This is a genomic window from Streptomyces bikiniensis (genome assembly GCF_000716625.1).
Classification (GTDB): Bacteria; Actinomycetota; Actinomycetes; order Streptomycetales; family Streptomycetaceae; genus Streptomyces; species Streptomyces bikiniensis.
On the sequence record NZ_JNXJ01000012.1, the window covers coordinates 134076 to 158303 of the forward strand.

General features: G+C 75.2%; 22 protein-coding genes and 1 pseudogene. 7 read left to right on the plus strand and 16 right to left on the minus strand.

The window, feature by feature from the left end; all coding sequences use genetic code 11:
• Window positions 1–11: 11 nt before the first annotated feature.
• Window positions 12–1214 (minus strand): PP2C family protein-serine/threonine phosphatase, encoded by a 1203-nt coding sequence (locus OO47_RS11935; RefSeq protein ID WP_030207917.1) that lies wholly within the window; start codon window positions 1212–1214, stop codon window positions 12–14.
• Window positions 1211–2818, minus strand: a complete 1608-nt coding sequence (locus OO47_RS11940) for a sensor histidine kinase (protein ID WP_030207919.1) — start codon at window positions 2816–2818, stop codon at window positions 1211–1213. Before OO47_RS11940 ends, OO47_RS11935 begins: the two co-directional genes overlap by 4 nt.
• 106 nt (window positions 2819–2924) lie before the next feature.
• Here OO47_RS11940 and OO47_RS11945 point away from each other — a divergent pair, with 106 nt between their 5' ends.
• On the plus strand, window positions 2925–3695 hold the full coding sequence (locus tag OO47_RS11945) for a response regulator (protein ID WP_030207922.1): 771 nt from the start codon (window positions 2925–2927) through the stop codon (window positions 3693–3695).
• A gap of 42 nt (window positions 3696–3737) precedes the next feature.
• Here OO47_RS11945 and OO47_RS11950 read toward each other — a convergent pair whose 3' ends face one another.
• The 3 genes from OO47_RS11950 to OO47_RS11960 all read right to left on the minus strand — a co-directional run bounded on the left by OO47_RS11950 (window position 3738) and on the right by OO47_RS11960 (window position 7119).
• Window positions 3738–4184: an ATP-binding protein gene (locus OO47_RS11950; RefSeq protein WP_030207925.1), complete on the minus strand. Its 447-nt coding sequence runs from the start codon at window positions 4182–4184 to the stop codon at window positions 3738–3740.
• A 91-nt stretch (window positions 4185–4275) separates the two neighbouring features.
• A complete protein-coding gene (locus OO47_RS11955; protein ID WP_234323136.1) occupies window positions 4276–6267 on the minus strand; it encodes a CASTOR/POLLUX-related putative ion channel in 1992 nt (663 codons plus the stop codon).
• Between the two features lie 84 nt (window positions 6268–6351).
• Window positions 6352–7119, minus strand: coding sequence for an NPP1 family protein (locus tag OO47_RS11960; RefSeq protein WP_030207930.1), 768 nt, complete (start codon window positions 7117–7119; stop codon window positions 6352–6354).
• A 270-nt stretch (window positions 7120–7389) separates the two neighbouring features.
• Here OO47_RS11960 and mgt point away from each other — a divergent pair, with 270 nt between their 5' ends.
• Window positions 7390–8586 carry a macrolide-inactivating glycosyltransferase gene (gene mgt, locus OO47_RS11965; protein WP_030207933.1) on the plus strand — a complete coding sequence of 399 codons (1197 nt, stop codon included), beginning with the start codon at window positions 7390–7392 and terminating at the stop codon, window positions 8584–8586.
• A 7-nt stretch (window positions 8587–8593) separates the two neighbouring features.
• Here mgt and OO47_RS11970 read toward each other — a convergent pair whose 3' ends face one another.
• The 3 genes from OO47_RS11970 to OO47_RS11980 form a co-directional block, all read right to left on the minus strand.
• The gene (locus OO47_RS11970) at window positions 8594–8992 is read right to left on the minus strand and encodes a DUF6193 family natural product biosynthesis protein (protein WP_234323137.1); all 399 of its coding nucleotides are present in this window, start codon (window positions 8990–8992) and stop codon (window positions 8594–8596) included.
• Window positions 8993–9080: 88 nt separating this feature from the next.
• On the minus strand, window positions 9081–11372 hold the full coding sequence (gene secD / locus OO47_RS11975) for a protein translocase subunit SecD (protein WP_030207938.1): 2292 nt from the start codon (window positions 11370–11372) through the stop codon (window positions 9081–9083).
• Window positions 11373–11516: 144 nt separating this feature from the next.
• Window positions 11517–11906, minus strand: coding sequence for a hypothetical protein (locus OO47_RS11980; protein ID WP_030207940.1), 390 nt, complete (start codon window positions 11904–11906; stop codon window positions 11517–11519).
• 208 nt (window positions 11907–12114) lie between these two features.
• On the opposite strand from OO47_RS11980, the gene OO47_RS11985 reads away from it, so the two are divergent.
• Window positions 12115–12810, plus strand: a complete 696-nt coding sequence (locus OO47_RS11985; RefSeq protein ID WP_051715448.1) for a lysophospholipid acyltransferase family protein — start codon at window positions 12115–12117, stop codon at window positions 12808–12810.
• A gap of 37 nt (window positions 12811–12847) precedes the next feature.
• Here OO47_RS11985 and OO47_RS11990 read toward each other — a convergent pair whose 3' ends face one another.
• The 6 genes and pseudogenes from OO47_RS11990 to OO47_RS12015 all read right to left on the minus strand — a co-directional run bounded on the left by OO47_RS11990 (window position 12848) and on the right by OO47_RS12015 (window position 18815).
• Complete coding sequence (locus OO47_RS11990) at window positions 12848–13771, minus strand: glutaminase (RefSeq protein ID WP_030207945.1); 924 nt, start codon at window positions 13769–13771, stop codon at window positions 12848–12850.
• Window positions 13768–14856 carry an enoyl-CoA hydratase/isomerase family protein gene (locus tag OO47_RS11995; protein WP_407696297.1) on the minus strand — a complete coding sequence of 363 codons (1089 nt, stop codon included), beginning with the start codon at window positions 14854–14856 and terminating at the stop codon, window positions 13768–13770. The genes OO47_RS11990 and OO47_RS11995 overlap by 4 nt, the downstream gene beginning before the upstream one ends.
• Window positions 14857–14957: 101 nt before the next feature.
• Window positions 14958–15641, minus strand: coding sequence for a GNAT family N-acetyltransferase (locus OO47_RS12000; protein WP_033208849.1), 684 nt, complete (start codon window positions 15639–15641; stop codon window positions 14958–14960).
• 286 nt (window positions 15642–15927) lie between these two features.
• A pseudogene (locus tag OO47_RS33350) lies at window positions 15928–16632 on the minus strand (ribonuclease H family protein).
• Window positions 16633–16686: 54 nt separating this feature from the next.
• Window positions 16687–17604: a phosphatase domain-containing protein gene (locus OO47_RS33955; protein WP_078489605.1), complete on the minus strand. Its 918-nt coding sequence runs from the start codon at window positions 17602–17604 to the stop codon at window positions 16687–16689.
• A gap of 2 nt (window positions 17605–17606) precedes the next feature.
• Complete coding sequence (locus OO47_RS12015; RefSeq protein WP_030207958.1) at window positions 17607–18815, minus strand: RNA ligase; 1209 nt, start codon at window positions 18813–18815, stop codon at window positions 17607–17609.
• Window positions 18816–19008: 193 nt separating this feature from the next.
• On the opposite strand from OO47_RS12015, the gene OO47_RS12020 reads away from it, so the two are divergent.
• Both OO47_RS12020 and OO47_RS12025 read left to right on the plus strand, forming a co-directional pair.
• Complete coding sequence (locus OO47_RS12020) at window positions 19009–19326, plus strand: hypothetical protein (RefSeq protein ID WP_033208851.1); 318 nt, start codon at window positions 19009–19011, stop codon at window positions 19324–19326.
• Window positions 19327–19452: 126 nt separating this feature from the next.
• Complete coding sequence (locus OO47_RS12025; protein WP_030207964.1) at window positions 19453–20025, plus strand: dienelactone hydrolase family protein; 573 nt, start codon at window positions 19453–19455, stop codon at window positions 20023–20025.
• On the opposite strand, the gene OO47_RS12030 is transcribed toward OO47_RS12025, so the two are convergent.
• Window positions 20015–20446, minus strand: a complete 432-nt coding sequence (locus OO47_RS12030) for a protein-tyrosine phosphatase family protein (protein ID WP_030207966.1) — start codon at window positions 20444–20446, stop codon at window positions 20015–20017. The two genes, OO47_RS12025 and OO47_RS12030, sit on opposite strands and share 11 nt — an antisense overlap.
• Window positions 20447–20678: 232 nt before the next feature.
• Here OO47_RS12030 and OO47_RS12035 point away from each other — a divergent pair, with 232 nt between their 5' ends.
• Window positions 20679–21863 carry a YncE family protein gene (locus tag OO47_RS12035; RefSeq protein WP_078489606.1) on the plus strand — a complete coding sequence of 395 codons (1185 nt, stop codon included), beginning with the start codon at window positions 20679–20681 and terminating at the stop codon, window positions 21861–21863.
• Between the two features lie 220 nt (window positions 21864–22083).
• Window positions 22084–23463 carry an NAD(P)/FAD-dependent oxidoreductase gene (locus OO47_RS12040; RefSeq protein WP_030207972.1) on the plus strand — a complete coding sequence of 460 codons (1380 nt, stop codon included), beginning with the start codon at window positions 22084–22086 and terminating at the stop codon, window positions 23461–23463.
• 75 nt (window positions 23464–23538) lie between these two features.
• On the opposite strand, the gene OO47_RS12045 is transcribed toward OO47_RS12040, so the two are convergent.
• Window positions 23539–24228: L,D-transpeptidase family protein (locus OO47_RS12045; protein ID WP_078489607.1), on the minus strand; the 690-nt coding region annotated here is incomplete at its 5' end.

A 24228-nucleotide genomic window follows, 5' to 3' on the forward strand; every position in this document is an offset into this window, starting at 1 on the left:
GCGGGCCCCGCTCAGGAGCGGGCCGGCGGGCTCCCCCAGTCGAGGCGCAGGACGGCGAGGTCGTCGGAGTGCCGGCCGGCGTTCAGTTCGTGGGTCTCCTTGATGAGGAGGTCGACCTGGACGGCCGGGTCCTCCGCCGGCAGGGTCGCGATCAGCTCCAGCAGCCCCTCGACGCCGAGCCGTTCGTTCGCCGTTCCGCTGTGGCCCTCGGTGAGGCCGTCGGTGTAGAGGGTCAGGGCTCCGGTGGCGGGGAGCGGGACGACCGTGGCGGGCCAGCGGTGCGGACCGGAGAAGATGCCCAGGGCGATGCCGTGGGCGGCCTCCAGCTCCCGGGTCCCCTCGGACGTGGTGAGCAGGGGTTCGTGGTGGCCGGCGAGGTGGAGGGTGGCGGTGCCGGCCTTCTGGTCGAGGGTGAGGAGGGTGCAGGTGGCGAACATGTGCTGGCCGCCGCGCTCGGCGAGCAGGATGCGCTCCATCAGGTGCAGCAGGTCGTCGCCGCGGTGCCCGCCGAGCACGAGGGAGCGCCAGGCGATCCGCAGGCAGACGCCGAGGGCGGCGGCGTCGGGCCCGTGTCCGCTGACGTCCCCGACGACGGCGTGCAGCAGCCCGCCGTCCCCCTCCACCACGTCGAGGAAGTCCCCGCCGAGCAGGGCCAGGGTGGCGCCCGGCAGATAGCGGGAGGTCACCCGCACCGTGGAGGTGTCGAGGATCGGCTGGGGCAGCAGGCCGCGCTCCAGGCGCGCGTTCTCCTCCGCCCGCAGCCGGGCGGCCTGGGCCTCGGAGCTGGCGCGCTCGGTCTCGCTGCGGTAGACGGCGTAACGGACCGTCCGGTGCAGCAGGTCCGCCTCGACCTTGCCCTTGACGAGGTAGTCCTGGGCCCCGGCGGCCATGGCGTCGGGGCCGGCCTGTGCCTCGGCGAGCCCGGTCAGGACGATGACCGCGGTGTGCGGGGCCATGTTCCTGACCGTGGTGACCGCGTCGGTGCCCGACACGTCGGGGAGGTGCAGGTCGAGGAGGATGCAGTCGATCGGCGCGGCGGCCAGTTCGGCGCGGGCCTCGGCCAGGGTGGTGCGGGTGGTCAGCTCGAACCGCAGCCCCGTGTCGTGGAGGAGTTCCTCGACGAGCAGGGCGTCGCCCAGGTCGTCCTCGATCAGGAGGATGCGGTACGTCGGTTCGTGGGGCACCGCGGACCGGCCGGTCGTGGTGGCGTTCATCGCGTCCGCTCCGTACCGGAGTCGGCGGCCGGCGGCAGGGCGGCGGGGAGGGGGGTCTCCGGGGGTTCCGGCGCCAGGGTGAAGGTGATGCGCGCCCCCTCGCGGTACTCGGTGTCGACGGCGATGGTGCCGCCGTGGAACTCGACGATCTTCTTGCACATGGCGAGGCCGATGCCGCTGCCGGAGTAGACGTCCTTGGTGTGCAGCCGCTGGAAGATCACGAAGACCTTGTCGGCGTACTCCGGGGCGATGCCGATGCCGTTGTCGGTGACGGTGAACCGCCACAGGCCGCCCTCCCGGGCCGCCGTGACGCGGATCCGCGGGGCCTCGTCCGGGCGGCGGAACTTCACGGCGTTGCCGATCAGGTTCTGCCAGAGCATCCCCATCTGGGTGGGGTCGGCGACCAGGGTCGGCAGCGGGTCGTGGGTGATCACCGCCCCGGCCTCCTCGATGCCGACGCTCAGCGCGGACAGGGTCCGCTCCAGGACGTCGTCCAGGTCGACGCTCTGGTGGGCGTTGTGCAGGCGTCCGACGCGGGAGAAGTCGAGGAGGTCGTTGATGAGGACCTGCATGCGGTTCGCCCCGTCGACGGCGAAGTCGATGTACTGGTCGGCCCGGCTGTCGAGCTGCCCCCCGTAGCGCCGCTGGAGGAGCTGGGTGAAGCTGGAGACCTTGCGCAGCGGCTCCTGGAGGTCGTGGGAGGCGACGTACGCGAACTGCTCCAGCTCGGCGTTGGAGCGCTGGAGGTCGGCGGCCTGCGCGTCGAGGCGCAGGCGCGCCTCCTCGGTGAAGGCCAGTTCCCGCACGAGGCGCCGGCGCATGGAGTCGATCTCCTCGCCGAGGCGCCGCAGGTCGGCGGGGCCGGACGGGGTGATCGGGTGGTCGAAGTCGCCGCCGGCGATGGTCCGGGCGTCCGCGCCGAGCCGGTCGAGGGGTTCGTTGATGCCCCGGCGCAGTCCTTCGAAGATCAGGCTGGTCAGGGCGACGATGAGCACCGCGATGGTGCCGAACACCCAGTTCCGGACCTCCATCATGGTCATCAGCTCGTCCCTGGTGCGGACACGTTCCGCGCGCAGCCGCTCCTGCTGCCCGCCCAGGGCGGCGCGCACGGCGTCGAAGGCCGTCTTGCCCTCGGCCGCCCGCTCGACGGCCAGCGGCGAGGACGAACCGGGCGGCGCGGCGGCGATCGGGCGCGCGATCCTCTCCTGCCACCTGGTGACGGCGTCCCGTACGGCCCCGAGGTCGGCCAGGGCGGCCCGGTCGCCGGCGAGGAGTCCGGAGAGCTGGGCGGTCCGCGACTCCTGCTCGGCGACCCCCTCCCGGTAGGGGGTGAGGAAGTCCGGGGTGCCGGTCAGGCCGTAGCCGCGGATGCCGGTCTCCTGGTTGAGGACCGCCGATTCCAGGCGGGTCGCCGTGGTCAGGGCGGGCGACCGCACGTCCACGAGCTCCTTGCTGAGCGACTCGGTGCGGGAGAGGATCCAGGCCCCCGTCGTTCCGAGCAGGGCCAGGACGACCAGGGACACGGCCGTGCCCATGCGAAGCCACCGCCGGGTCGTCCAGGCGGACAGGCCCCGCTCGCGCGGTCGCTTCCCCTCGCCGGTCATGGTGCGGACTCCTCTGCTGCGACAGCCGCGGAGATGCGGCGCGATCACTGTAATGGGCGACAACGGTTGTTGTCGCCGGGCCGCCCGGGGACCTAGAGTGCCGGGTGTGCCAGGCAAGGACTTCGTGTTGCGGACCACTCCGCAGGAAACGGCCGCCGCCGCGGAGGCGGCGGTCGGCGAACTCGCGCGGCGCCTCGTCCAGCGGCTCCTGGACGACCCCTCACGACCGGCACCGGACGACCGCGCGCGGGCCCTGGCCCTGCTCCACGTCCTGGATCACGTCCAGAAGGCCGCCGAACGGCTCCAGCAGGAAGCGGTCGTGGCCGGCGCCCGCGCGGGGGCCGGCTATCCGCAGCTCGGCGCGGCCTGCGGCATGACCCGACAGGGGGCCCGCCGCCGCTGGCCGGGGCTCTTCGACCACTCACACGACAAACCCACGGAGCGACCGATCATGACCACCCCCGCCCGCCCCTTCGACGTCCTGCTCGTCGAGGACGACGTCGCCGACGCCATGCTCATCGAGGAGGCACTGTCCGAGCGCGGGGCCCGCAACCTGGTCCAGGTCACCGACGGGGTCGCCGCCCTGGAGCACCTGCGCGCCCCGGACACCGCACGGCCCGACCTCATCGTCCTCGACCTGAACATGCCCCGGATGAACGGCCGGGAGCTGCTGAAGGTCCTCAAGTCCGACGAGGACCTCCAGACCATCCCCGTGGTGGTCCTGACCACGTCGACGGCGCCCGACGACGTGACCGGCGCGTACAGCAGCCACGCCAACGCCTACGTGACCAAGCCGGTGAACCTGGAGGAGTTCGAGCAGGCCGTCCAGAGCATCGACGCCTTCTACCTGGACACCGCCGCCCGGCCGCGTCCCTGACGCCCGGGAGCCTCCGGGAGGGAACCTCCGTGGGGTGCGGGTTCAGTCCAGGTCGATGCGGGCGGTGATGCGCTTGCCGACCGGCTCCCGCCGGACGCGGAGGTCCCGGGCGACGGCCTCGACGATCTCCAGGCCGTGCTGCCCCACCCGCTCCGGGTCGGCGGCGTGGGGCGCCGGGACCGCGGGCGCGCTGTCCCAGACCACGACGTCCACGGTCCCGGCGCCGATGCGCAGTTGCAGCAGCACCGGGCCCGGGGCGTGCCTGCGGGCGTTCGTGACCAGTTCGCTGACGACCAGCTTCGTCAGTTCCGTCGCGCGCTCGGAGACGGGCACGCCCCAGACGGTGCGGGCCTTCTCCAGGAAGGCGGCGGCGTGGTCGCGGGCCTCGGCCACGAGCCCGTCGCCCTCGTTCCACGCGTGGTCGACCTGCATGAGGTCGTCCTCGGGCACGGCACGGTCGTCGCCGTCGGCGTCGGCCTTCGTCGTCATCCTCTTCCCCCGTGTTCACGCGCGTCCACCCGCCATGACGTCGTGTCCACCATAGGTGGTCCCCGGCGCGGGCGAGGGGGCGGTCCGGGTGTCAGCCGCCCGGTGCGATGAGGACGACCTGGTCCCGGGCGTGCCAGTACCGTACGCGGGCCTTGGGCGGGTTGAGGCGCATCCCGTGGTCGGGGGCGGTCACGGAGCGGTAGCCGATGGCGCATTCGCCGCGGCGGGCGGCCGACGCGGCGACGGCGGCGAAGGAGGTCGTCCGGCCGGTGGTGACGTAGTGGGCGGCCGGACGGAGGTGGAGGGTGTTGCCGGCCGGGGAGAGGAGTTCCTCGAACACGGCGGTCAGATGGGGGTTCTGGGAGATCTGGGTCATGAGGAGCCCGACGAGCCTGCCGCTGACGACGAAGTCGCACCCGGGGGCCCGGGGCGCGATCAGCCGGTTGCGGTCGTCGGCCATCTCGGTGACGACGGGCACCCGGCGGCCGCTCTCCTCCTCCGCGGCCCGCAGGTGGAGGAGGGTGAGGAGGGTCCGGTCGTCCGGGTCGCCGCGGCCGGGCCGGGGGTCGGGGCCGAGCACGATCACGACGTCGTAGCCGGTGGGGTCGAGGGCGTCCGTCGTGGACCGCAGCGCGGGGTCGCCGGGGTGGTGGCGCACGGGCATGCGGGGGGCGAGGGCTTCGGCGGCGGAGCGGACGGCGGCGGCCGTCGCGGCGCGCGGCCCGGCCGCGACGTCGAGGGTCGAGCCGGGGGGCGTACGCCGTGAGAGCTGGTCCACGATCCGGGGCGCCCTGCGGTTCCAGCCGAGGAGGAGGACGCGTTCGGCCGGGGCGGGGGCGGGGGGCGGCGCGTGGGTGAGGGCCCTCGGGTCGTGGGGCACGGGGAGGTCGGACAGCCGGGTGGAGTGCTCGTCCCGAGCGATCACGAGGAGGCTGTCGTCCTGTCGGAAACGGACGGCCAGGGGCGGGTTGAGCGTCACGGTGCCGTCGTCGTGGGCGATGCCGACGGCGACGGACTCCGGGCAGGCCCCGGCGGCCTCCTCGAAGGTCAGGCCGGGCAGGCGGGAGTCGCGCAGGGTGTGGAACTCGTGTCCGGCGAAGTCGAGGAGTTCCTGGTGGACGAGGGAGAGGCCGGGCTGCCGGGCGCAGTCGACGACGAGCCGGGCCGAGATGTCGTCCACGTCCAGGACGGTGGTCCGGGGGCCGCCGGCCAGCCGGGCGGCGGCGAGGTGGCGGTCGTCGCGCACGGCGGCGACGACGCGGACCCGCCGGTCCTCCCCCAGGGCGGCCGAGAGGGAGAGCAGGGTCTTGACGGTCTCGGCGTCGTCGCGGGGGTCGTCGCGGGGCAGGACGAGGACGCAGTCCGCGGTGGCCGGGCTCACCCGGGCGAGGACGGCGGGGTCGGCGGGGCGGCCGGTGCGGCAGAGGACGCGGGTGTGGCCCGTGGCGCGGACGGTGTCGGGCAGTCCCTCCTCCATGGCGGACTTGTCCTTGTCGGCGAGGACCGCGATCACGCGGCGGCGCCGGTCGGTGCGGGCGGCGACCAGTTCGGAGACGACGGTCGGGATCTGCTCGGACCAGCCGAGGACGACGGTGTGGCCGCGCTCCAGGATCGCGGCCCGGCCCCGGTCGAGGGCCATCAGCCGGTCGGTGAGACCGGTGGTGATGAGGCTGACCAGGGTGGAGACGTAGAGGAGGGCGATGAGGGCGAGGAGCACGGACAGGACGACGCGCAGGGGCGGTCCGACCTCGCCGCCCAGGCGCATGGTCTGCCCGGTGCTGCGCCAGACCGCCGCGATCCTCGCCCCGAGGGAGGCGGGGGCGCGCTGGTCGGTCCACACGAGGAGGGCGCTGACGGGGACGACGAGGGCCAGGCAGCCGAGGGCGAGCCAGCCGCAGAGCGCCGGTATCCCGCGGGCGAGGGTGGTGTCGAACCAGTACCGGAGGCGTGCCTCCGCGGAGGGGGCGGGGTACGGCGGCCGGGTGGTCGTGGTGTCCGCGATCCGGTCGGGTCCTGCTCCCCCTGCGGCGTTCCGCTGTCCGGGAACGAGTTCGTTGCGTTCTTTGCGGCGTTCTTTGCGCACGTCGGCAGCGTGGCGCCCCGCCGGGCCCGGCGGGGCGCCATCGCCGTGGATTCATCCCTTCGTGATCACCCGGAGGGGGCCGGGTCAGCCGTTCGGGTCGAAGGTGATCCCGGCGGGTTTGGCCTTGGCGAGGTGGGCGGCGAAGCTTCCGTCCTTGAGGCCGAAGTGCGCGCTGCCGAAGTCGGCCGCGACGAGCTTCTCGCGGATGCCGGCGGGGTAGCCGTTCCAGCCGACCAGGGCCGGGAACTGCCAGGTGCCCCGGTGGTTCTCGGGCGGTTCGTCGTTGCCGTTGGCGGGGCGGAAGCAGTGGGTGCCGATGCCGTCCTTGTGGTAGACGACCTTGGGGTGGTCGCCGTCCCAGCGGATCCGGTCGCGGGCGTGGGTGTCGAAGTTCCCGTGGGCGGAGGTGGAGACGTACTCCGCCCGGCCGTCGCGCACCCACACCACGACGTGCTCCCAGTCGTGGCGGTGTCCGCCGAGGCCGCTGCCGGCCACCGCCTGGTCCTTCTCGAAGTAGAGGCCGTAGAGGATCGCGCACCAGCCGTTGTTGCACTTCGCGCGGGAGTAGCCGTTGACGGCGGCGAGGTCGGAGGCGTCGCGGCACTGCCCGTTGAGGGCGCCGGACGGCTTGAGGCCGCCGTTGAGGGTGCCGTCGGGTCCGATCGCGGCGGTGGGGTAGCAGCCGTCCTTGTCGTAGTCGAAGGCCGGCTGGAAGGTCCGCTCCAGGGCGTCGGCGCTGCCGGGCAGGGCGGCGGGCGGTGCGGCGAGCGCGCTGCTCGGGAGGGCGATGACCAGCGCGAGGGCACCGGCGAGGGCGAGGGCGCCCCGGGCGGCGTACGCGGATGTCTTCAACTGCGTCCCCTTGGGTCGGACGGGCGGTCGGCGAGGAAGGGCGAGGAGGTACGGGAGCGTGCGCGGGCGTGCGAGGACGTACGGCGCCGCGGGGCGTCGTACGGCATGCGCCATCGTGGCATGGGCACATCAATATGGGGAGGCGTCGACCGCACCCGGCGGTGAACGCCGCCCCGACGGGAGGTGCCGCCCCGACGGGACGGCCCGCACCCGGAGCGGCTTCCGGAAAACCAACTAGACGATACGTCTCGTCTCGCCTAGGGTGAGGGCATGCCCACCGCTTCCCCCGCACACATCGCCATGTTCTCCATCGCCGCCCACGGCCATGTGAACCCCAGCCTGGAGGTCGTCCGCGAACTCGTCGCCCGGGGCCACCGCGTCAGCTACGCCGTCCCCGCCTCCTTCGCCGAGAAGGTCGCGGAGACCGGCGCCACCCCCGTCGTCTACACCTCGACGCTGCCGACCGACGAGGACCCGGACGCCTGGGGCACCGAGCTGATCGACCTCATCGAACCGTTCCTGGACGACGCCGTGCAGACGCTCCCCCAACTCGCGAAGGCCTTCGACGGGGACCGCCCGGACCTGGTGCTCCACGACATCACCTCGTACCCGGCCGGCGTCCTCGCCCGCACGTGGGGCGTCCCCGCCGTCTCCCTCTGGCCGAACCTCGTGCCGTGGGAGGGGTACGAGGAGGAGGTCGCCGAGCCGATGTACGCCGAGCTCAAGACCTCGCCGCGCGGCAAGGCGTACTACGCCCGGTTCGAGAAGTGGCTCGCCGAGCACGGCATCGACACCCCGCCCGACCGGTTCGTCGCCCGTCCGCGCCGCGCTCTCGTCCTCATCCCGCGCGCCCTCCAGCCGCAGGCCGACCGGGTCGACGAGTCCGTCTACACCTTCGTCGGCGCCTGCCAGGGCGACCGCGCCGACCAGGGCGAGTGGCACCGGCCGGCCGGCGCGGAGAAGGTCCTCCTGGTCTCCCTGGGCTCCGCCCTCACCAAGCAGCCCGACTTCTACCGGGCCTGTGTCGAGGCGTTCGGCGGCCTGCCGGGCTGGCACGTCGTCCTCCAGATCGGCAAGTTCGTCGACCCGGCCGAACTCGGCGCCCTGCCGGACAACGTGGAGGTGCACTCCTGGGTGCCCCAGCTCGCGATCCTGCGGCAGGCCGACGCCTTCGTCACCCACGCGGGCGCGGGCGGCAGCCAGGAGGGCCTGGCCACCGCCACCCCCATGGTGGCCGTGCCCCTGGCCACCGACCAGTTCGGCAACGCCGACATGCTCCAGTCCCTGGGCGTGGCACGGCACCTGCCGCTGGAGGAGGTGACCCCCGAACGGCTGCGGGAGGCCGTCCTCGCGCTCGTCGGCGACCCCGAGGTGGCCCGCCGGGCGCGTGAGATCCGGGAGTCGATGGCCCGCGAGGGCGGCACGCGGCGCGCCGCCGACCTGATCGAGGCCGAGCTGCCCGGCTGACGGGCGGTCAGGTCCCCTTCCCGCCCTCGTACGCGGCGAGTTCCCCGGGCGTGCCGACGAACGCCGGGCCGCGGCCGGGCGGGAGGCGCTCGACCACCCTGGCGACCGCCTCCCGCGCCGTGCCGGCCACACCGATCCTCCGCGACCGCGAGGGCCCCTCGACGTAGTACGGCCCGGTGTGGTCCGGGCCGGCCGCCGTCGGGCCGACGCAGGGCACGTCCCCCGTCCAGCGCTGCTCGGTGCAGCGGCTGAAGTGCAGTTCCCACGTGCCGGTCCGGGGAAGGAGCCGGCGCAGCCGCGGCTCGGCGTACGCCGCCGCGACCAGGTCGGCGCTCACCCGGTCGGAGGCGAGCAGCTCCCGCCACGCCGCTTCCGCGACGGCGGTGCCCGGGGTGTTCGTCGTCATGCCCGGATTCTCCGCCCGGTCCCGCGGGGCCACGACGCGCCCCGTGGTCCCGTCGCCCCGCCGTGCGCGGGCGGGGCGACGAGCGGGGTCAGACGACGGCGCCCGTGCGGCGGCGCTTCGCCGGCGCCGGTGCCGGGGCGGGAGCCGGGTGACGGGTCTCCAGGGTCACGGCCAGCGGGATCGCGGTGAAGACGGTGGACGCCATGCCCAGGACGACGCCGGCGAGCAGCGCGACCGAGAAGTCCGTGAGCGAGTCCCCGCCCAGGGCGGCGAGCGCCACCAGGACGAAGAGCGCGCCCATGCCCGTGTTGACCGTACGCGGAAGGGTCTGGGCGACCGCCCGGTCGGCCAGGTCGGTCAGCGGTACGCCGCCGCCGCGCCGCCGCAGTTCCCGCAGCCGGTCGAGGACCACGACGGAGTCGTTGACCGAGTAGCCGACGACGGTCAGCAGGGCGGCCAGGAAGACGCTGTCCACCGGCTTGCCCAGCCAGGCGAACAGGCCGATCACCAGGAGGACGTCCTGGGTCATGGCGGCGACGGCGGCCGTCGCGTACGTCCAGCGGAACCGGACCGTCAGATAGAGGAGCTGGGCCGCGACCGCCAGACCGAGTGCGAGCAGGGCGTGGGTGCGCAGCTCGCTGCCCAGGCTCGGTCCGATCAGGTCGTCGCGCTCCACCGTCACCGGCCCGGCGACCCCGGTGAGCGCCTCCCTGATCTCCCGCTGCTCGCCGTCGCCGGTCTCCTTCACCCGTACCGACACGTCCCCCTCGCCGGTGGTCTGCACGACGGCGTCGGGGAAGCCGGCGGCCGTGACGGCCGCGCGGGCCGCGTCGGCGTCCACCGGGCGGTCGGCCGCGTACTGGACGACCCGGCCGCCGGTGAACTCGACGCCGAACTCCATGCCCCGGACGCCGATTCCGGCGAGGGCCACGAGGAGGAGCCCGGCGCAGCCCGTCAGCCAGCGGCGGCGACGGGCCGTCAGACGCGGTACGCGGCGGGTGAGCCGGGTCCGCAGCCGGCCGAGTCCCGCGATGCCGGTCACCGCGGGCCGCCTGCGCACGGCGGGCAGCCGGAGCGTCAGGTCGGCGAGGAGGCGGGTGACCACCATGGCGGTGAGGAGCGAGGTCACGACGCCGACGGCGAGCGTCACGCCGAAGCCCTTGACCGGTCCGGTGGCGAAGACGAACAGCAGTCCGGCGGCGAGCAGGGTGGTGACGTGGGAGTCCGCGACCGCGCTCCACACCTTGCCGAACGCCGTCGTCACCGGCCGCCGCGGATCGCGCGCGGCGTTCCCGCCCAGGGCGGCGTACTCCTCCCTGGCCCGTTCGAAGACCAGGACGTTGGCGTCGACGGCGATGCCGACGGCCAGGACGAAGCCGGCGAGTCCCGGCAGGGTGAGGGTGGCGCCCAGGGCGACCACGGCGGCGTACGAGATCAGGCCGTACAGGAGGAGGGCGACGGTGGCGAGGAGGCCGAGGAGCCGGTAGACGGCGATGACGAAGAGGCCGGTGCAGGCGAGGCCGATCACCGCCGCCAGGGCGCTGGCCCGGATCGCCTCCGCGCCGAGCGTCGGACCCACGGTGCTCTGCTCGACCGTCGTCACCGGGACGGGCAGCGCGCCGCCCTGGACGAGCGCGGCGAGGTCGCGGGCCTCCTGGCCGGAGAAGCCGCCGGTGATCTGCGCGGAGCCGCCGCCGATGCCCGCCCCGCAGGGGACGCCGTTCTGCATGCCGGGCGCGGAGACGATCCGGTCGTCGAGGACGATGGCGACCCTGCGGGCCGGGTCGCCGGGGGACGCGCAGGCTGCGGCACCGGTGATCCGCGCCCAGTCGCCCGCGGCCCGGTCGCGGAAGGAGAGGTCGACGGTCCAGCCCCGGCCGCTCGTGGTGTCGAGGACGGCTTCCGCGCCCTCGACCCCGTCGCCGGTGAGGGCGGGGGCGGCCAGCGCGAGGAAGCGGCCGGGCGCGTCGGGGTCGGCGAGGACGCGGGCGCCGTCGGCGGCGGCCGGTCCCTCCGGTCCCTTCGCCTCCCCGGTGACGGCGTGGAAGGTGAGCTGGGCGGTGCGGCCGATGGTCTCGGCGGCCCGGCGCGGGTCGCGCAGGCCGGGGAGTTCGACGACGATGCGGCGCTCGCCGGACCGGGCGAGGGAGGGCTCCGCGACACCGAGGCCGTCGACGCGCTTGCGGAGCACCTCCAGGGCGCGGTCGGTGGCCGCGGCGTCGGCGCGGGTGGTGGGGCCGTCCTCGGTCTGGAGGACGATGCGGGTGCCGCCGCGCAGGTCGAGTCCGAGGCGGGGCGGGGTGGTCAGGGTGATCCAGAGGGAGAGCGCGACGACGGCGAGCGCGAGGAGCGCGCGCCACAGCACGGCACGAGAGGACATGGGTACTCCACAGGCAGCGCACGGGCCGGCGGGCGCCGCCCCGGAGGGCGCGCGGGCCGTTCCCGTGCCGGACGTACGGTCGGATGCGCGCCGGCGGCCGGCCCGTGGGCATGCCGGGGGCCCGGACGGCGACGCGGGGGAACGTCAGCTGTGCCGGGTGGAGGGAGGGCCCCGGGGGTCCCTCGGGACGTGGGGGCCGCCGGGCGGCGCCCGCTCGCGGCGGGGATCGCCGGCGAGGAGGCCACGGAGGGGGAGGGAGAGGTCGACGGGCGCGGCCGCGGGGGCGGCGGGCAGCGCCGGGAACCGCACGGAGTGCTCGACGACGGCCGGAAGCCCCGCGACGGCGGCGGGCGCGAGATGCGGCTCGGGCGGCACGAGGCGCTGGGCGGAAACGGGGGCGGACACCGGGAGGGGGGCGGACGCCGGGACGGGAACGGACGCCGGGGCGGAGGCCGCCGGGGTGAGGATCAGGGACCAGATCGCGCAGAGCAGCGCGGGGACGAGGGCCGCGAGGCGCCGTGCGGAACCTTCCACCGCCCGGCACCTCCCCCGTCCGTTCCGGCCCGTCGTACCGGGCCGTCCGGGCTCAGCGTAGACCGGCGGGGAGCGTACCGGGGCACCGGCTCCCGTCCTGAGTACGCCGGAGCACGGCGGCTGAGTACGTCCGCCCATGCCGGGGCCGCCCCGGCCCCGCGACGATGACGGGGTCAGCCCGTCGTCCTCGGCTCCAGGGGGCCCGCCCGTGCTCAGCCGCATCGCCGCCCGCGTCGTCCCGTTCTTCGGGCGACTGACCGTCACCGCCGACCCGGGGACGCGTCTCGCGCCCGGCAGCATCCTGGTCGTGAACCACACCTCGCTCGCGGACCCGGCGCTCGTGCTCGCCGCGCTCCGCCGGCGGCTCGCGGTCGAACCCGTCCTGATGGCCACCTCGGGGCTCTGGCGGGTCCCGGTCCTCGGCCGGGCCCTGACCCGCGAGGGGCACGTGCCCGTGCACCGGGGCACGGCCCACGCGGCGGCGGCCCTCGACCGGGCGGCGGTCGCGCTCGCGTCGGGGCGGCACGTGATGCTGTACGCGGAGGGGCGCATCCCGCCGCGCCGCGACTCCGCCGAGAGCCCGCCCGAGGCGTTCCGGACCGGACTCGCCCGGCTCGCCCTGGCCACCGGGGCGCAGGTGGTGCCGATCGGTCAGGCGGGAGCCCGGCGGATCACCTCCGGCGGGCGGGCGAAGCAACTCGCCGGGGTGCTCACGGCGCCCGTCCGCAGGCCGGGTCTCCACGTGCACATCGGGGCGCCGCTGACGCTGCCCGCCGACGTGGCCGAGGCGACGGCGCTCGCGCACGGGGCGGTCACCGAGGCCTGGCGGACGGCGGCCGGGGCCCTGGAGGGTGGCTGCGGGCGGTCCGTCGAGGCGCCGCGGGCGCGCCGGCGCCGGGCCTGAGACCCCGTCGTACGGTCGGCCCCGGGGTCCTTCCGGGTCAGAAGACGGACAGGCCGGTGATGGTGGTGAACCGGTCGAGGGCGGCGACGCCCGCCACCGAGTTGCCCCGGCTGTCCAGGCCGGGGCTCCAGACGCACAGGGTGCAGCGGCCCGGGACGACGGCGACGACGGCCCCGCCGACGCCGCTCTTGCCGGGGAGGCCGACGCGGTAGGCGAAGTCGCCGGCCGCGTCGTAGGTGCCGCAGGTGAGCATGACGGCGTTGACCTGCTTGGCCTGGCTCCGGGTGAGCAGGCGGGTGCCGTCGGAGCGGAGGCCGTGCCTGGCGAGGAAGCCGGTGGCGAGCGCCAGGTCGGCGCAGGAGGCTTCGAGGGAGCACTGCCGGAAGTACTCGCGCAGCAGGTCGGGGACGGGGCCCGTGATGTTGCCGTAGGAGGCCATGAAGTGGGCGAGGGCCGCGTTGCGGTCACCGTGGGCGGCCTCGGAGGCGGCCACGTCCGGGTCGAAGGCGAGGTCCGGGTTGCCGCTCTCGGCGCGCAGGAAGGCGAGGAGGCTCCCGGAGGCGTCGCCGGTGAGGCGGTGCAGGCGGTCGGTGACGACGAGGGCGCCGGCGTTGATGAACGGGTTGCGCGGGATGCCGTTCTCGTACTCCAGCTGGACGAGGGAGTTGAACGGGTCGCCGGAGGGTTCCCGGCCGACGTGGGTCCAGAGGGTGTCGCCCTCTCCGGCGAGGGCGAGCGCGAGGGTGAAGACCTTGGTGACGGACTGGGTGGAGAAGGAGCGCCGCCAGTCCCCCACTCCGTGGACGGTGCCGTCGAGTTCGGCGACGGCCATGCCGAAGTCGGCCGGGTCGCCGGCGGCGAGGGCGGGGATGTAGTCGGCGGGCGTGCCCCGCTCGGCGAGTCCCGCGATCTCCTCGGCGATGCGGTCGAGCACCGGCTGGAAGGAGGTGGTCGTGGTCACGCGCGGGCCCCGGGGTCCCGTCCGGTCTCCTCCTCGGCGGCGGCGGCGAGGCCCAGGTCTCCACCGGGCGGCGGCGCGAAGTAGCGGGCGACGTCCGCGTCCGTGACGGCTTCGAGGGCGGCGGGGGTCCAGTGCGGGTCGCGGTCCTTGTCGATCACCTGGGCGCGGATGCCCTCGACCAGGTCGGGGGTGGTCAGGGCGGCGCAGGAGGCGCGGTACTCCAGGTCCAGGACCTCTTCGAGGGTGGCGAGGGCGCGGGAGCGGCGGAGGACGGCCAGGGTGGCCTTGAGCGCGGTCGGGGACTTCGCGAGGAGGGTGGCGGCCGCCTCCTTGGCGGCGGGGAGGCCGGTGTCGAAGAGGCGCTCGACGATCTCCTCGACGGTCGGGGCGGCGTAGCAGGCGTCGATCCACTCCCGCTGCCCGGCCAGGACGCCGGCCGGGGGCTCGGCGGCGTGGCGGGCGAGGGCTTCGTCGGCGGGCAGGCGCGTCAGGTCGTCGGCCAGGGCGGGGAGTTCGGCGGCGGGGACGTACCGGTCGGCGAGGCCGGTGAGGATCGCGTCGGCGGCGCCGACGGGGGTGCCAGTGAGGGCGAGGTGGGTGCCGAGTTCGCCGGGGGCGCGCCCGAGGAGGCGGGTGCCGCCGACGTCGGGGACGAACCCGATGCCGGTCTCGGGCATGGCGACCCTGGAGCGTTCGGTGGCGACGCGGTGGGAGCCGTGGGCGGAGATTCCGACGCCGCCGCCCATGACGATGCCGTCCATGAGGGCCACGTACGGCTTGGGGTGGCGGGCGATCCGGGCGTTGAGCCGGTACTCGTCCCGCCAGAAGGCGGCGGAGGCGGTGCCTCCGGCGCGGGCGTCGTCGTGGATGGCGCGGATGTCTCCGCCCGCGCACAGGCCGCGCTCGCCCGCCCCCTCGATCACGACCGTCTCCACGGCCGGGTCGTGCTCCCAGGCGGTGAGGGCCGCGTCGACGGCGAGGACCATCGCGTGGGTGAGCGCGTTGAGGGCGCGGGGCCGGTTCAGGGTGACGAACCCGGCGCGGCCCTCCGTCCGGAGGAGTACGTCGGCGGTTCCGGTCGGCACGGTCACTCGGTCCCTTCGGGCGGTACGGCTCGCTGTCCCGGCCACCGTACCGGGGCGCGTGCGACCGCCGCCCCGGGGAGCCGGTGCGGCGGTCGCGGGCCTCAGGCCGGGAGCAGGTCCTGCGGCACGCGGACCTGGCGCGGGGCGGACATGCGGAGTTCGACGATGTCGCGGACGGTGGGCCACTCGTCGTCGAGGACCGAGTAGAAGGCCGTGTCGCGGACGGCGCCGTCGAGGCCGCGGGAGTGGGCGCGGCGGACGCCCTCGCAGGTCGCGCCGAGGCGTTCGATCGCGATCCTGGAACGGGTGTTGCGGGCGTCGGCGCGCAGGGTGATGCGCCGGACCCCCCAGACCTCGAAGGCGTGCCGGAACATGAGGTACTTGGCCTCGGTGTTGATGCCGGTGCCCCGGGCGGCTCCCGCGATCCAGGTGTTGCCGATCTCGGCGGCGTCCGGGACGGCGGTCAGCGGATCGCCGTGGGGCATGCCGGGGACCGGCGGCCAGACCAGCGGACCCCGCCAGTAGTCGAGTTCGAGGAAGCGGGTGGAGCCGACGACCCGTTCGTCGGCGGTACTGACCACGGCGAAGGGCAGGCAGCGGCCCGCGGCCTGGTCCGCGAGGGCGCGGGCGATGTAGTCGAGGGCCGATTCGAGGCCGTCGGGCACGGGGGTGAAGGCGTAGGCCGATCGGTCCGCCCCGCCGGCCCGGGCGAGGGCTTCGGCGTGCCGCATCGCCAGCGGCTCCAGGCGCACGGAGCGCCCGGTCAGGAGAACAGGTACTGGCACGGAACCTCGGGTCTTTCACGGGCAGGGGAGGCTCCCGTCACGGAGGTCCGCGGCGGTAGCTGGAGGGAGGTTCTCGCCGGTGCCGACCATGTCGTGAGAACGACGAATGAGCAGGTGAGAGCGGTTCGTCACCGGTGCGAGGAGGACAGTATGCAGCCCCGGCCGTCCCGAGAACAGAACCCCGGACGAACCCGCGTACACGGGTGGGTGAAGCCTCTCGCGCGCCCCGGACGCGCCGGTCTCACGCAACGGACGGGGCCGCCCGCCAGTCGGACGGCCCGGCCGTTCAGACGCAGGTGGGATGGCCCCAGCCGTCGGGGTTCCTGCTGATGGTCTCGCCCTTGTCGTAGGCCTTGCCGCAGCGGCAGCGGCCCGCGAATCTCGCCTTGAGCGTGCCGCCGGACGGGCGTGTCCGGCGGGTGGCGGAGGCGCCCCCGGTCCCGGTCCGGGAGCCGGAGGGCGCGGAGGAGCGCGAGCGGGGCGCGGAGGCCCGTGCGGGCGCCTCCGGCGGGGGCAGCGGGCTGCCGGCGGCGGAGCCCGCTGCCTCCTGGGTGCGGGCGCTGTGGCTGGCCGCGCGGTCGGCGGCGTCGTTGAGGGGGTCACCGTCGACCTAGTGCGCGGGGGTGTGGACGAAGTCGACGTCGCGGCCGGTGAGGAGCGCGTCGATGCGGACCACCAGGTCCTTGTTGGCGACCGGGCTGCCGGAGGCGGTCTTCCAGCCCTTGCGGCGCCAGCCGGGCAGCCAGGTCGTGACCGCCTTCATGGCGTACTGCGAGTCCATGCGGACCTCGACGGGCACGTCGGGGTCGAGGACCTCCAGGAGCCTTTCCAGGGCCGTGAGTTCGGCCACGTTGTTGGTCGCCCGGCCGAGCGGGCCCGCCTCCCAGCGGTCGACCGAGCCGTCGGCCCGGCCGATGACCCACGCCCAGGCCGCGGGGCCGGGGTTTCCCTTCGACGCGCCGTCGCACGCCGCGATGATCTTTTCCACCATCCCACGATCCTGACACGGCGCCGGGGGCGGCCGGCGCCGCCCCCGGGCCGCCCGTCAGAAGGCGCCGTAGTTGACCTGCCAGGTGGGCAGGCCCATGCGGCGCCAGAGGGCCACGACGCGGTCCCGGTCGTCGAGGGAGACGCGGACGGCGTAGCGGTGGCGTACGTGGGAGTCGAAGAGCTCCGCCTTGACCAGGTCGTCGCCCCGGCCGTCGCCGGAGGCCCGCATCCACAGTTCGTCGTACGGCACCTCGTGGCGGGCGAGCCACTCCTCGGTGAGGGCGCGGTGGTCCTCGCTGCGTCCGGAGAGGAGGACGATCCGGTCGCGCTCGGCGTTCCGGAAGGCCCGCAGGGCGTCGCGCACGGAGATGTTGAGGGCGTCGCGGTCGCAGCGGGTGAAGTCGTACGGGCCGCGGTCGACGCGCAGGGCGAGGGTGCCGTCGATGTCGCACATGACGGCGGTGGGGAGCGCCGGGTCCGCGACGTAGGGCTCGGTGGCGGGCCGGTCGTTCAGCCAGTCGGCGGTCAGGCGCCAGCCGTTCCGGGTGGCCTTGGCGTGCTTGTCGGCGAGGATGCGGATGATCTCCTCGCCGACGGGCCGCTCGCGGGCGGCGTCGCGGCGGACGCACTCCTCGACGGGCACGCCGGTGAAGTCGTGGACGGCGAAGGTGACGTCCAGGCCCGCGACGGCGGCCTTGAGCCGCTTGGGGACGTGCGGGGTCAGGTGGGTGTTGTCGACGACGACGTCGAAGCCGCCGTCGACGGCCGCGCGGACGGCGGCGTCCTGGACGGCGAGGACGGTCTGCTCGTGGGTGTGCGAGCGGCCGCGCTCCGGGTCGGGCAGGTCGAGCATGGCGCGCAGGTCGTCGAGGTTGACGCGGCGCATGCGCCCCTCGGCGTCGGCCTGGAGGGCGCGGGCGGCCGTGGTCTTTCCCGAGGCGGGAAGTCCGGTCATGAGGTGGACGACGGGCACGGTCAGTTCTCCTGGTCGTGGGCGAAGGGGTCGGTGGCCTCGGGGCGGATCTGCCGCCAGAGGAGGAGGTCGGTCGGGCGCCCGTCGAGGCGCTGGAAGAGGGCGGCGCGCAGGCCCTTGTCGGGCAGCGCGGCGGCGGCGCGGGCGAAGGCGGCCCGGTCGCCCGCGAGGTGGGCCAGGCGGTCGTACGCCTCGTCCACGGCCCGCTCGCGGTCGGCGGCGGTCGCCTCCAGGCGGGCGATCACCCCGCGCACCCACTGGTCGAACTCGTCGGGGACCTGTTCGAGGAGGGCGTCGAGGGGCTTGCCGCCGGAGGCCTCGACGTCGGCGACGGGGCAGCCGAGGCCCTTGGCGACCTGGCCGGCGGGCAGGCCGGCGAAGCGCTGGATGCCGTGGCCGCGCCAGATGTCGCGCTCGGTGACGCCGGTGAGCACCTTGTGGAGGCGGACGTACTCGCTGAGCTTGGCCTTGGCGCGCAGGCCGGAGGCGAAGCGCAGCACGAAGCCCTCGGCGTCGGTGCCGGTGGCCCGGTGGCCACCCGGCAGGGTGTTGGACTCGGTGAGGGCGACGAGTTCGTCGAGGGTGGCGACGGACCAGGTGCGGACGACGCTGCCGAGGGGCGCCCAGGAGGCGGCGGCCTCGGCGAGCGGCACCTCGGTGCCGTCCGGGCCGAAGGCGGCGAGCAGGACGAGGTCGCGGCGCTCGCCGTAGTTCACGACGATGCGGTTGCCCGGGTAGAGCATCTCGGCGAGGTAGGTGGTGCCGGGCACCAGGCCCCCGGTGTCGGCGGCGTCGAGGCGGCGCTGCGCCCAGACGGCCTGGGAGCTGGTGAAGGAGCCCTTGGAGGCGGCGTGCCAGCGGCCCGCGTAGTGGAAGACCACGGCGAGGCTGCCGTCGACCTTGTCGTACACCTCGAAGGGCTCGTCGGGCAGCGGGGGCGCGTAGGGGCTGCCGGTGGCGTGCTCGGCGAGGTTGAAGAACTTGGGGAGGGGCAGTCCGACGATCCGCCCGGTGGTGTCGTCGGCGACGAGGCCGCGGCAGCGGAGGGTGGCCCGGTTCCAGTGCTGGGCGTACTGGCACGCGCGCGTGTACGTGTAGATCGACAGCGGCAGCTCGGGGTGCGGTTTCCGCGTCACGTGGCCGTCGGCGAGGGCGGCGGCGAGCTCGTCGGGCGTCATCAGGTCGTGCAGAGTCAGGGTGTCCTGGCTCATGGGGTCCCCTCCCGTGGTGTTCGATGATCCATTCTCGGACGGAAGGGGGGCGGAGAACAGTGATTATCGGACCGGGGGGCGTCCGCCGGGGTGACGAGCGGGCTCCCGGGCCCGGTCGTGTCGGTGGTGCCCCGTAGACTCGCCGTCGCCCTGTCGGTGACGGACGCCGGCGCAGACGAAGGAAGCGAGCCCCATGAGCCACTCGGACGGCACGGCACCGATCTACGCCGAGCTCATACGGGAACGGGGGGATGTTCCCGGTGACGTCCGCCAGACCGCGGAGGAGGTCCTGCGGGACCTGAGCCGGGTCATCCAGGTTCCGCCGCAGGGCGCTCCCGCGCCGCACGCCGGGGCCGGTGCCCCCATGGGGCCGGGCGGCCCCGTGGGCCCGGGGGGTCCGATGGGCCCGGGCGGTCCCGGCGGCTCCGGCGGCCCGATGGGCGTCACGGGTCCCATGGGCGTCGTGGGCCAGGCGGCGGGCGCGGTCGTCGCGCACCGGCCGCAGCGGTAGCGGCTCCTCTCCGGGTCCGGCTCCCCAGGCCCGGGGGCGTTGTCGGTGCCGTGCGCCATGCTGCCTCCCGGGACGGCTCGCTCAGCGGAAGGGGCGGGCCGCGCACGGCGACCAGGAGATGACGACATGGCCGAGGTTCTGCTCTTCCACCACGCGCTCGGGCTGACGGAGGGCGTCCGCGCCTTCGCGGACGGGCTGCGGCGTGCCGGACACACGGTGCACGTGCCCGACCTGTACGGAGGGCGCACCTTCGAGGACCTGGCGGAGGGGGTCGCCCACTCCTCGCGGACCGGCTTCGCGGAGCGGGCCGCCCGGACCGCCGGGGAACTGCCGGAGGATCTCGTGTACGCGGGCTTCTCGCTCGGCGTGATGCCCGCGCAGAAGCTGGCGCAGACCCGTCCCGGGGCCCGCGGCGCCCTTCTGCTCAGCGGCTGCCTGCCGGCGGACGCCTTCGCGGAGGAGTGGCCGGAGGGCGTGCCCGTGCAGGTGCACGGGATGGACGCGGACCCGTACTTCACCGACGACGGGGACCTGGCGGCGGCGCGCGGGCTGGTGGCGGGCGCGGCGGACCGGGAGCTCTTCCTGTATCCGGGGAGCGCGCACCTGTTCGCGGAGCGCGGGACGGCGTCCTACGCGCCGGAGGCGGCGGCGCTGTGCGCCGAGCGGGTGCTGTCCTTCCTGGAGGGCGTCACGGCGTGAACCGGCGGACGTAGCGGCGCTGCCAGGGGGTCTCCACGGCGTGCCGGTCGTAGTGGCGGCGCACGTACGCGACCGCCTCCCCGGCCGGGACCCCGTCGAGGACGGCGAGGACCGCCAGGGCCGTGCCGGTGCGGCCCCGGCCGCCGCCGCAGGCGACCTCGACGCGCTCCCCGGCGGCGCGCTCCCAGGCCTCGGCGAGGACGGAACGGGCCGTGTCCCGGTCGGCGGGGAGCCGGAAGTCCGGCCAGCGCAGCCAGACGGACTCCCAGGGCGTCCCGGGAGGCGTCCGGCCCAGGAGGTGGACGGCGTACGTCGGGACGGGGCCCTCGGGCAGCGGGCGGCGCAGGCCCCTGCCGCGCACCAGGCGCCCGGAGGGCAGCCGGAGGACCCCCGGGGCGGACTCGTTCCAGAGCTCGGTCATGGCGCCACCGTAACCACCGGAGCGGCCCTCCCGCGGCGGGAACGGGGTCGTCCGTTCGGCCGACCCCGGTGTCGTCCGTTCCGACGCGGGGCGGGGGCCGCCCGGCGGACCGTGGGGGGGCGGGGCGGGCGGAGGATCGACGCAGGGCGCGGACCCGTCTCCCCCTCGGCCACGATCCGCCGGGCGGGCCTCCGGGGGTCGTCCGCGCGGTCGCCGTCCCGAGGAGTCCGTCATGACGAAGTCCCGCCGTCCGTCCCGCACCGCCCGGGCGTTGCTGCCCGGCGCGGTGGCCGCCGCCCTGCTCACGGGGTGCGCCCAGGGCTCCGGGAGCGGGGCCGCGCCAGGCCCGGCGGCGGCCGGTGTCCCGTCCTCCCCCGGCTCCGGCGGCGGGCCCGCTCCCGGCACCCTGCTCGTCGCCGACTTCGGCTCCGGCACGGTCACCTTCGTGGACCCCGCACGGGGGGCCACCGGGTCCGTGGAGGTGGGCACCGCGCCGTACGGTCTGGCGCTCGGCGCCGACGGGCGCGCCTGGGTGGCGACCGCCGAGGGGGTGGCGGTGGTGGACACCGCGGCCCGGAAACGGCTCGCCCTGATCCCGTACCGGACGGACACCGGGCCCGTGACCACGGGCGAGTACCGGGGCGGCGGCATGGGCATCGCGTTGGCACCGGACGGGCGCCGGGCGTACGTGGGGGTCAACGTGCCCGGCGGGAACGGCGCCCTGGAGGTGGTCGACACGGCGGCGCTGCGGGTGACGGACGCGGTGCCGGTCGGCCGGCGCCCGTTCGACGTGGACGTGTCGGAGGACGGCACCGAGGTGTACGCGACGAACCACGACTCCTTCGACGTCACGGTCGTCGCGGCGGGGACGCTGGAGGCCCGGCGGGTGGAGGTCGCCCCGTACGGCACGGAGGGCGGTCTCGGCTCCTGGCTCAAGCCGCACTACGCGGCGGTGCGGCCCTCGGACGGGAGGCTGCTGCTTCCGTTCGAGGGCGAGCGGCTGGCCGTGGTCGATCCCCGGACGGGCCGGACCGGGATCGAGCCGATGACCGCGAACACCCATCAGCACGGGGTCGCCGTGACGGCCGACGGGACGCTCCTCGCCGTGGGCACGGGGCCGATCGATCCGGACGCGGACCGGGGGCCGTCCCTGACGGTGCGTACGCCGGACGGGAGGGAGCGGGTGTATCCGCTGGAGGGGCCGCACGAGGACGTGGCCGTGTCGCGGGACGGGCGCACGGCCTACGTCACCGGCGGGTTCACCCGGGACGGGTACTGGGACGGCCTGACCGTCGTGGACCTGGCCTCGGGCGGCACCCGCCGGCTGGCGGCGGGGTCGCGGCCCCTGGGGATCGCGGTCCTCCGAGGGGCGGCGGGTCCGGCGGCGGAAAGGGACGGTGGCGGGAGGGAGCGGTGAGAACGGCCGGAGGGGGTAGCCGAGGGCGGGACCGGCGGTGCCGGGGCGCACCCGGGGCCCGGGTGGGCCCCACTCGGAGACGGCGGCCCCGCCGGAGAGCGATTCATCAGCAATGACGATAAAAAGGGTAAACAAGGGGTAGTCGGCAAAAAGTTGCCATGTGGTCGCACCCGGCCACAGCCAGTGGCTCCTTGCACGCTCATACGGAAGGGCGGACAGCGTGACGCGACCGAGGATTCTCGTGGTGGGCGCCGGCTTCGCCGGAGTGGCCTGCGTACGGCGGCTCGAACGGCGGCTGGCGGAGCGGGAGGCGGTCATCACGCTCCTTTCGCCGTTCTCGTACCAGCTCTACCTGCCGTTGCTCCCCCAGGTGGCGGCGGGGGTCCTGACCCCGCAGTCGGTCGCCCTGTCGCTGCGGCGCAGCGAGCGGCACCGGACCCGGATCGTTCCCGGTGGAGTGGTCGGCGTCGACACCGCGGCGAAGGTCTGCGTGGTGCGGACGATCTCCGGGGAGTACGTGAACGAGCCGTACGACCATCTCGTGCTCGCGCCCGGCAGCGTGACCCGGACCTTCGACATCCCGGGCCTCACCGAGCACGCGCGCGGGATGAAGACGCTCGCGGAGGCCGTGTACATCCGCGACCACGTCATCGCCCAGCTGGACCTGGCGGACGCGAGCAACGACGACGTGGAGCGGGCGGCGCGGCTGCAGTTCGTGGTGGTCGGCGGCGGCTACGCCGGGACGGAGACGGCGGCCTGCCTCCAGCTGCTCACCCACAACGCGGTCAAGCGGTACCCGCGGCTCGACCCGGACCTCATCAAGTGGCACCTGGTGGACATCGCGCCGAGGCTCATGCCCGAGCTGGGCGAGAAGCTGGGCAAGGCCGCGATGGACATCCTGACCCGGCGCGGCATCGAGGTGTCGCTCGGGGTCTCGGTGGCCTCGGTGGACGAGAAGACGGTGACGCTCACGGACGGGCGGGTGCTGCCGAGCCGGACCCTCATCTGGACGGCCGGGGTGGCGGCGAGCCCCCTCATCGGGACGCTCGGCACCGAGACCCTCAAGGGCCGGGCCGTGGTCTCGCCCGAGATGGCCGTGCCCGGGCTCGACGGGGTGTGGGCGCTCGGGGACGCGGCGGCGGTGCCCGACCTCGCCAAGGGCGAGGAGGGGGCGGTCTGCCCGCCGACGGCCCAGCACGCCATGCGGCAGGGCAAGGCGGTCGCCGACAACCTGGTCTCGACCCTGCGCGGCGAACCGCTCCACCCGTACCGGCACAAGGACCTGGGGCTCGTGGTGGACCTCGGCGGGATGGACGGCGTGTCGAAGCCGCTCGGCGTGGAGCTGCACGGAATGCCGGCGCAGGCCGTGGCCCGCGCCTACCACTGGGGCGCGCTGCGGACCAACGTGGCCAAGACCCGGGTGATGACGAACTGGGTGCTCAACGCCCTGGCCGGTGACGACTACGTGAGGACAGGGTTCCTGGCCTCGAAGGCGGGGACGCTGAAGGACTTCGAGTACACCGACGCGTACCTGTCGCCCGATCAGGTCCGCAGCCACACGGCGTCGTTCCGCGGGGCGATCGCGTCCGGCGGGAGCTGAGGGACGGAGAACGACGGAGAGGGGCGCCCGGCGGAGAGCCGGGCGCCCCTCGGCGTTCGCGGTGGACGGGCGGTGTCAGCGGGCCAGTTCGGCGGCCGGGCCCATGACGACGACGGGTTCCCGGGCCGGGTCGAGGGCGCGGAGCAGCTCGCGCAGGTCCTCGCGCTCCAGGGTGACGCAGGCCTGGGTGGGGCCGCCGTGGTCGACGTGGATCCAGACGCCGCCGCCCTTCTCCGCGCCGAGGGGGCGCTCCTTGTCGAGCGGGCTGCGGCCGGGCACCCGGTTGTAGTCGATGGCGATGACGTGGTCGAAGGAGCCTTCGAGGGGTTCGCCCGCGAAGCCGGTGCCGCTGATCGCGAACTGCTCGTCCTGGTCGTACGGCAGGAGGGCGCCGGGGTCGGGCAGCCGGCCGCCCGCGTCGCCGAGCCGGAAGACCCCGACGGGGGTGCGCAGGTCGCCCGCGGTGTGGTCGGCGGTCCAGCCCCGGAGCGCGTTGTGGGTGGGCCAGGGGCCGGCCTGGGGCTTCCATCCGGTGGCAGGGTCGCGGGAGTAGAGCGTCGCGGTGGACCTGGTGGAGTCGGAGGAGGCGCCGGTGACCACGAGGGCCTGGGAGGTGCCGTCGGGGACGGCGGCGTGGGTGACGGGGCCGACGCCGGGGAGCCGGGTCACGGGGGCCGGGGCGGAGGCGAGGGCGGCGGCGGCCCTGTCCGGTGGGCCCGGGTGGGGGCGTGCGTCGCCGGCGGGCTCGGTCGTGGGGGCGGGGGC

Coding starts and splice junctions, on each gene's coding strand:
- OO47_RS12030 (WP_030207966.1), bottom strand. CDS start 20,446: ATGACCGAGCTCTGGAACGAGTCCGCCCCGGGGGTCCTCCGGCTGCCC.
- OO47_RS12020 (WP_033208851.1), top strand. CDS start 19,009: ATGAGCCACTCGGACGGCACGGCACCGATCTACGCCGAGCTCATACGG.
- mgt (WP_030207933.1), top strand. CDS start 7,390: ATGCCCACCGCTTCCCCCGCACACATCGCCATGTTCTCCATCGCCGCC.
- secD (WP_030207938.1), bottom strand. CDS start 11,372: ATGTCCTCTCGTGCCGTGCTGTGGCGCGCGCTCCTCGCGCTCGCCGTC.
- OO47_RS11970 (WP_234323137.1), bottom strand. CDS start 8,992: ATGACGACGAACACCCCGGGCACCGCCGTCGCGGAAGCGGCGTGGCGG.
- OO47_RS12025 (WP_030207964.1), top strand. CDS start 19,453: ATGGCCGAGGTTCTGCTCTTCCACCACGCGCTCGGGCTGACGGAGGGC.
- OO47_RS11940 (WP_030207919.1), bottom strand. CDS start 2,818: ATGACCGGCGAGGGGAAGCGACCGCGCGAGCGGGGCCTGTCCGCCTGG.
- OO47_RS11950 (WP_030207925.1), bottom strand. CDS start 4,184: ATGACGACGAAGGCCGACGCCGACGGCGACGACCGTGCCGTGCCCGAG.
- OO47_RS12035 (WP_078489606.1), top strand. CDS start 20,679: ATGACGAAGTCCCGCCGTCCGTCCCGCACCGCCCGGGCGTTGCTGCCC.
- OO47_RS12015 (WP_030207958.1), bottom strand. CDS start 18,815: ATGAGCCAGGACACCCTGACTCTGCACGACCTGATGACGCCCGACGAG.
- OO47_RS11935 (WP_030207917.1), bottom strand. CDS start 1,214: ATGAACGCCACCACGACCGGCCGGTCCGCGGTGCCCCACGAACCGACG.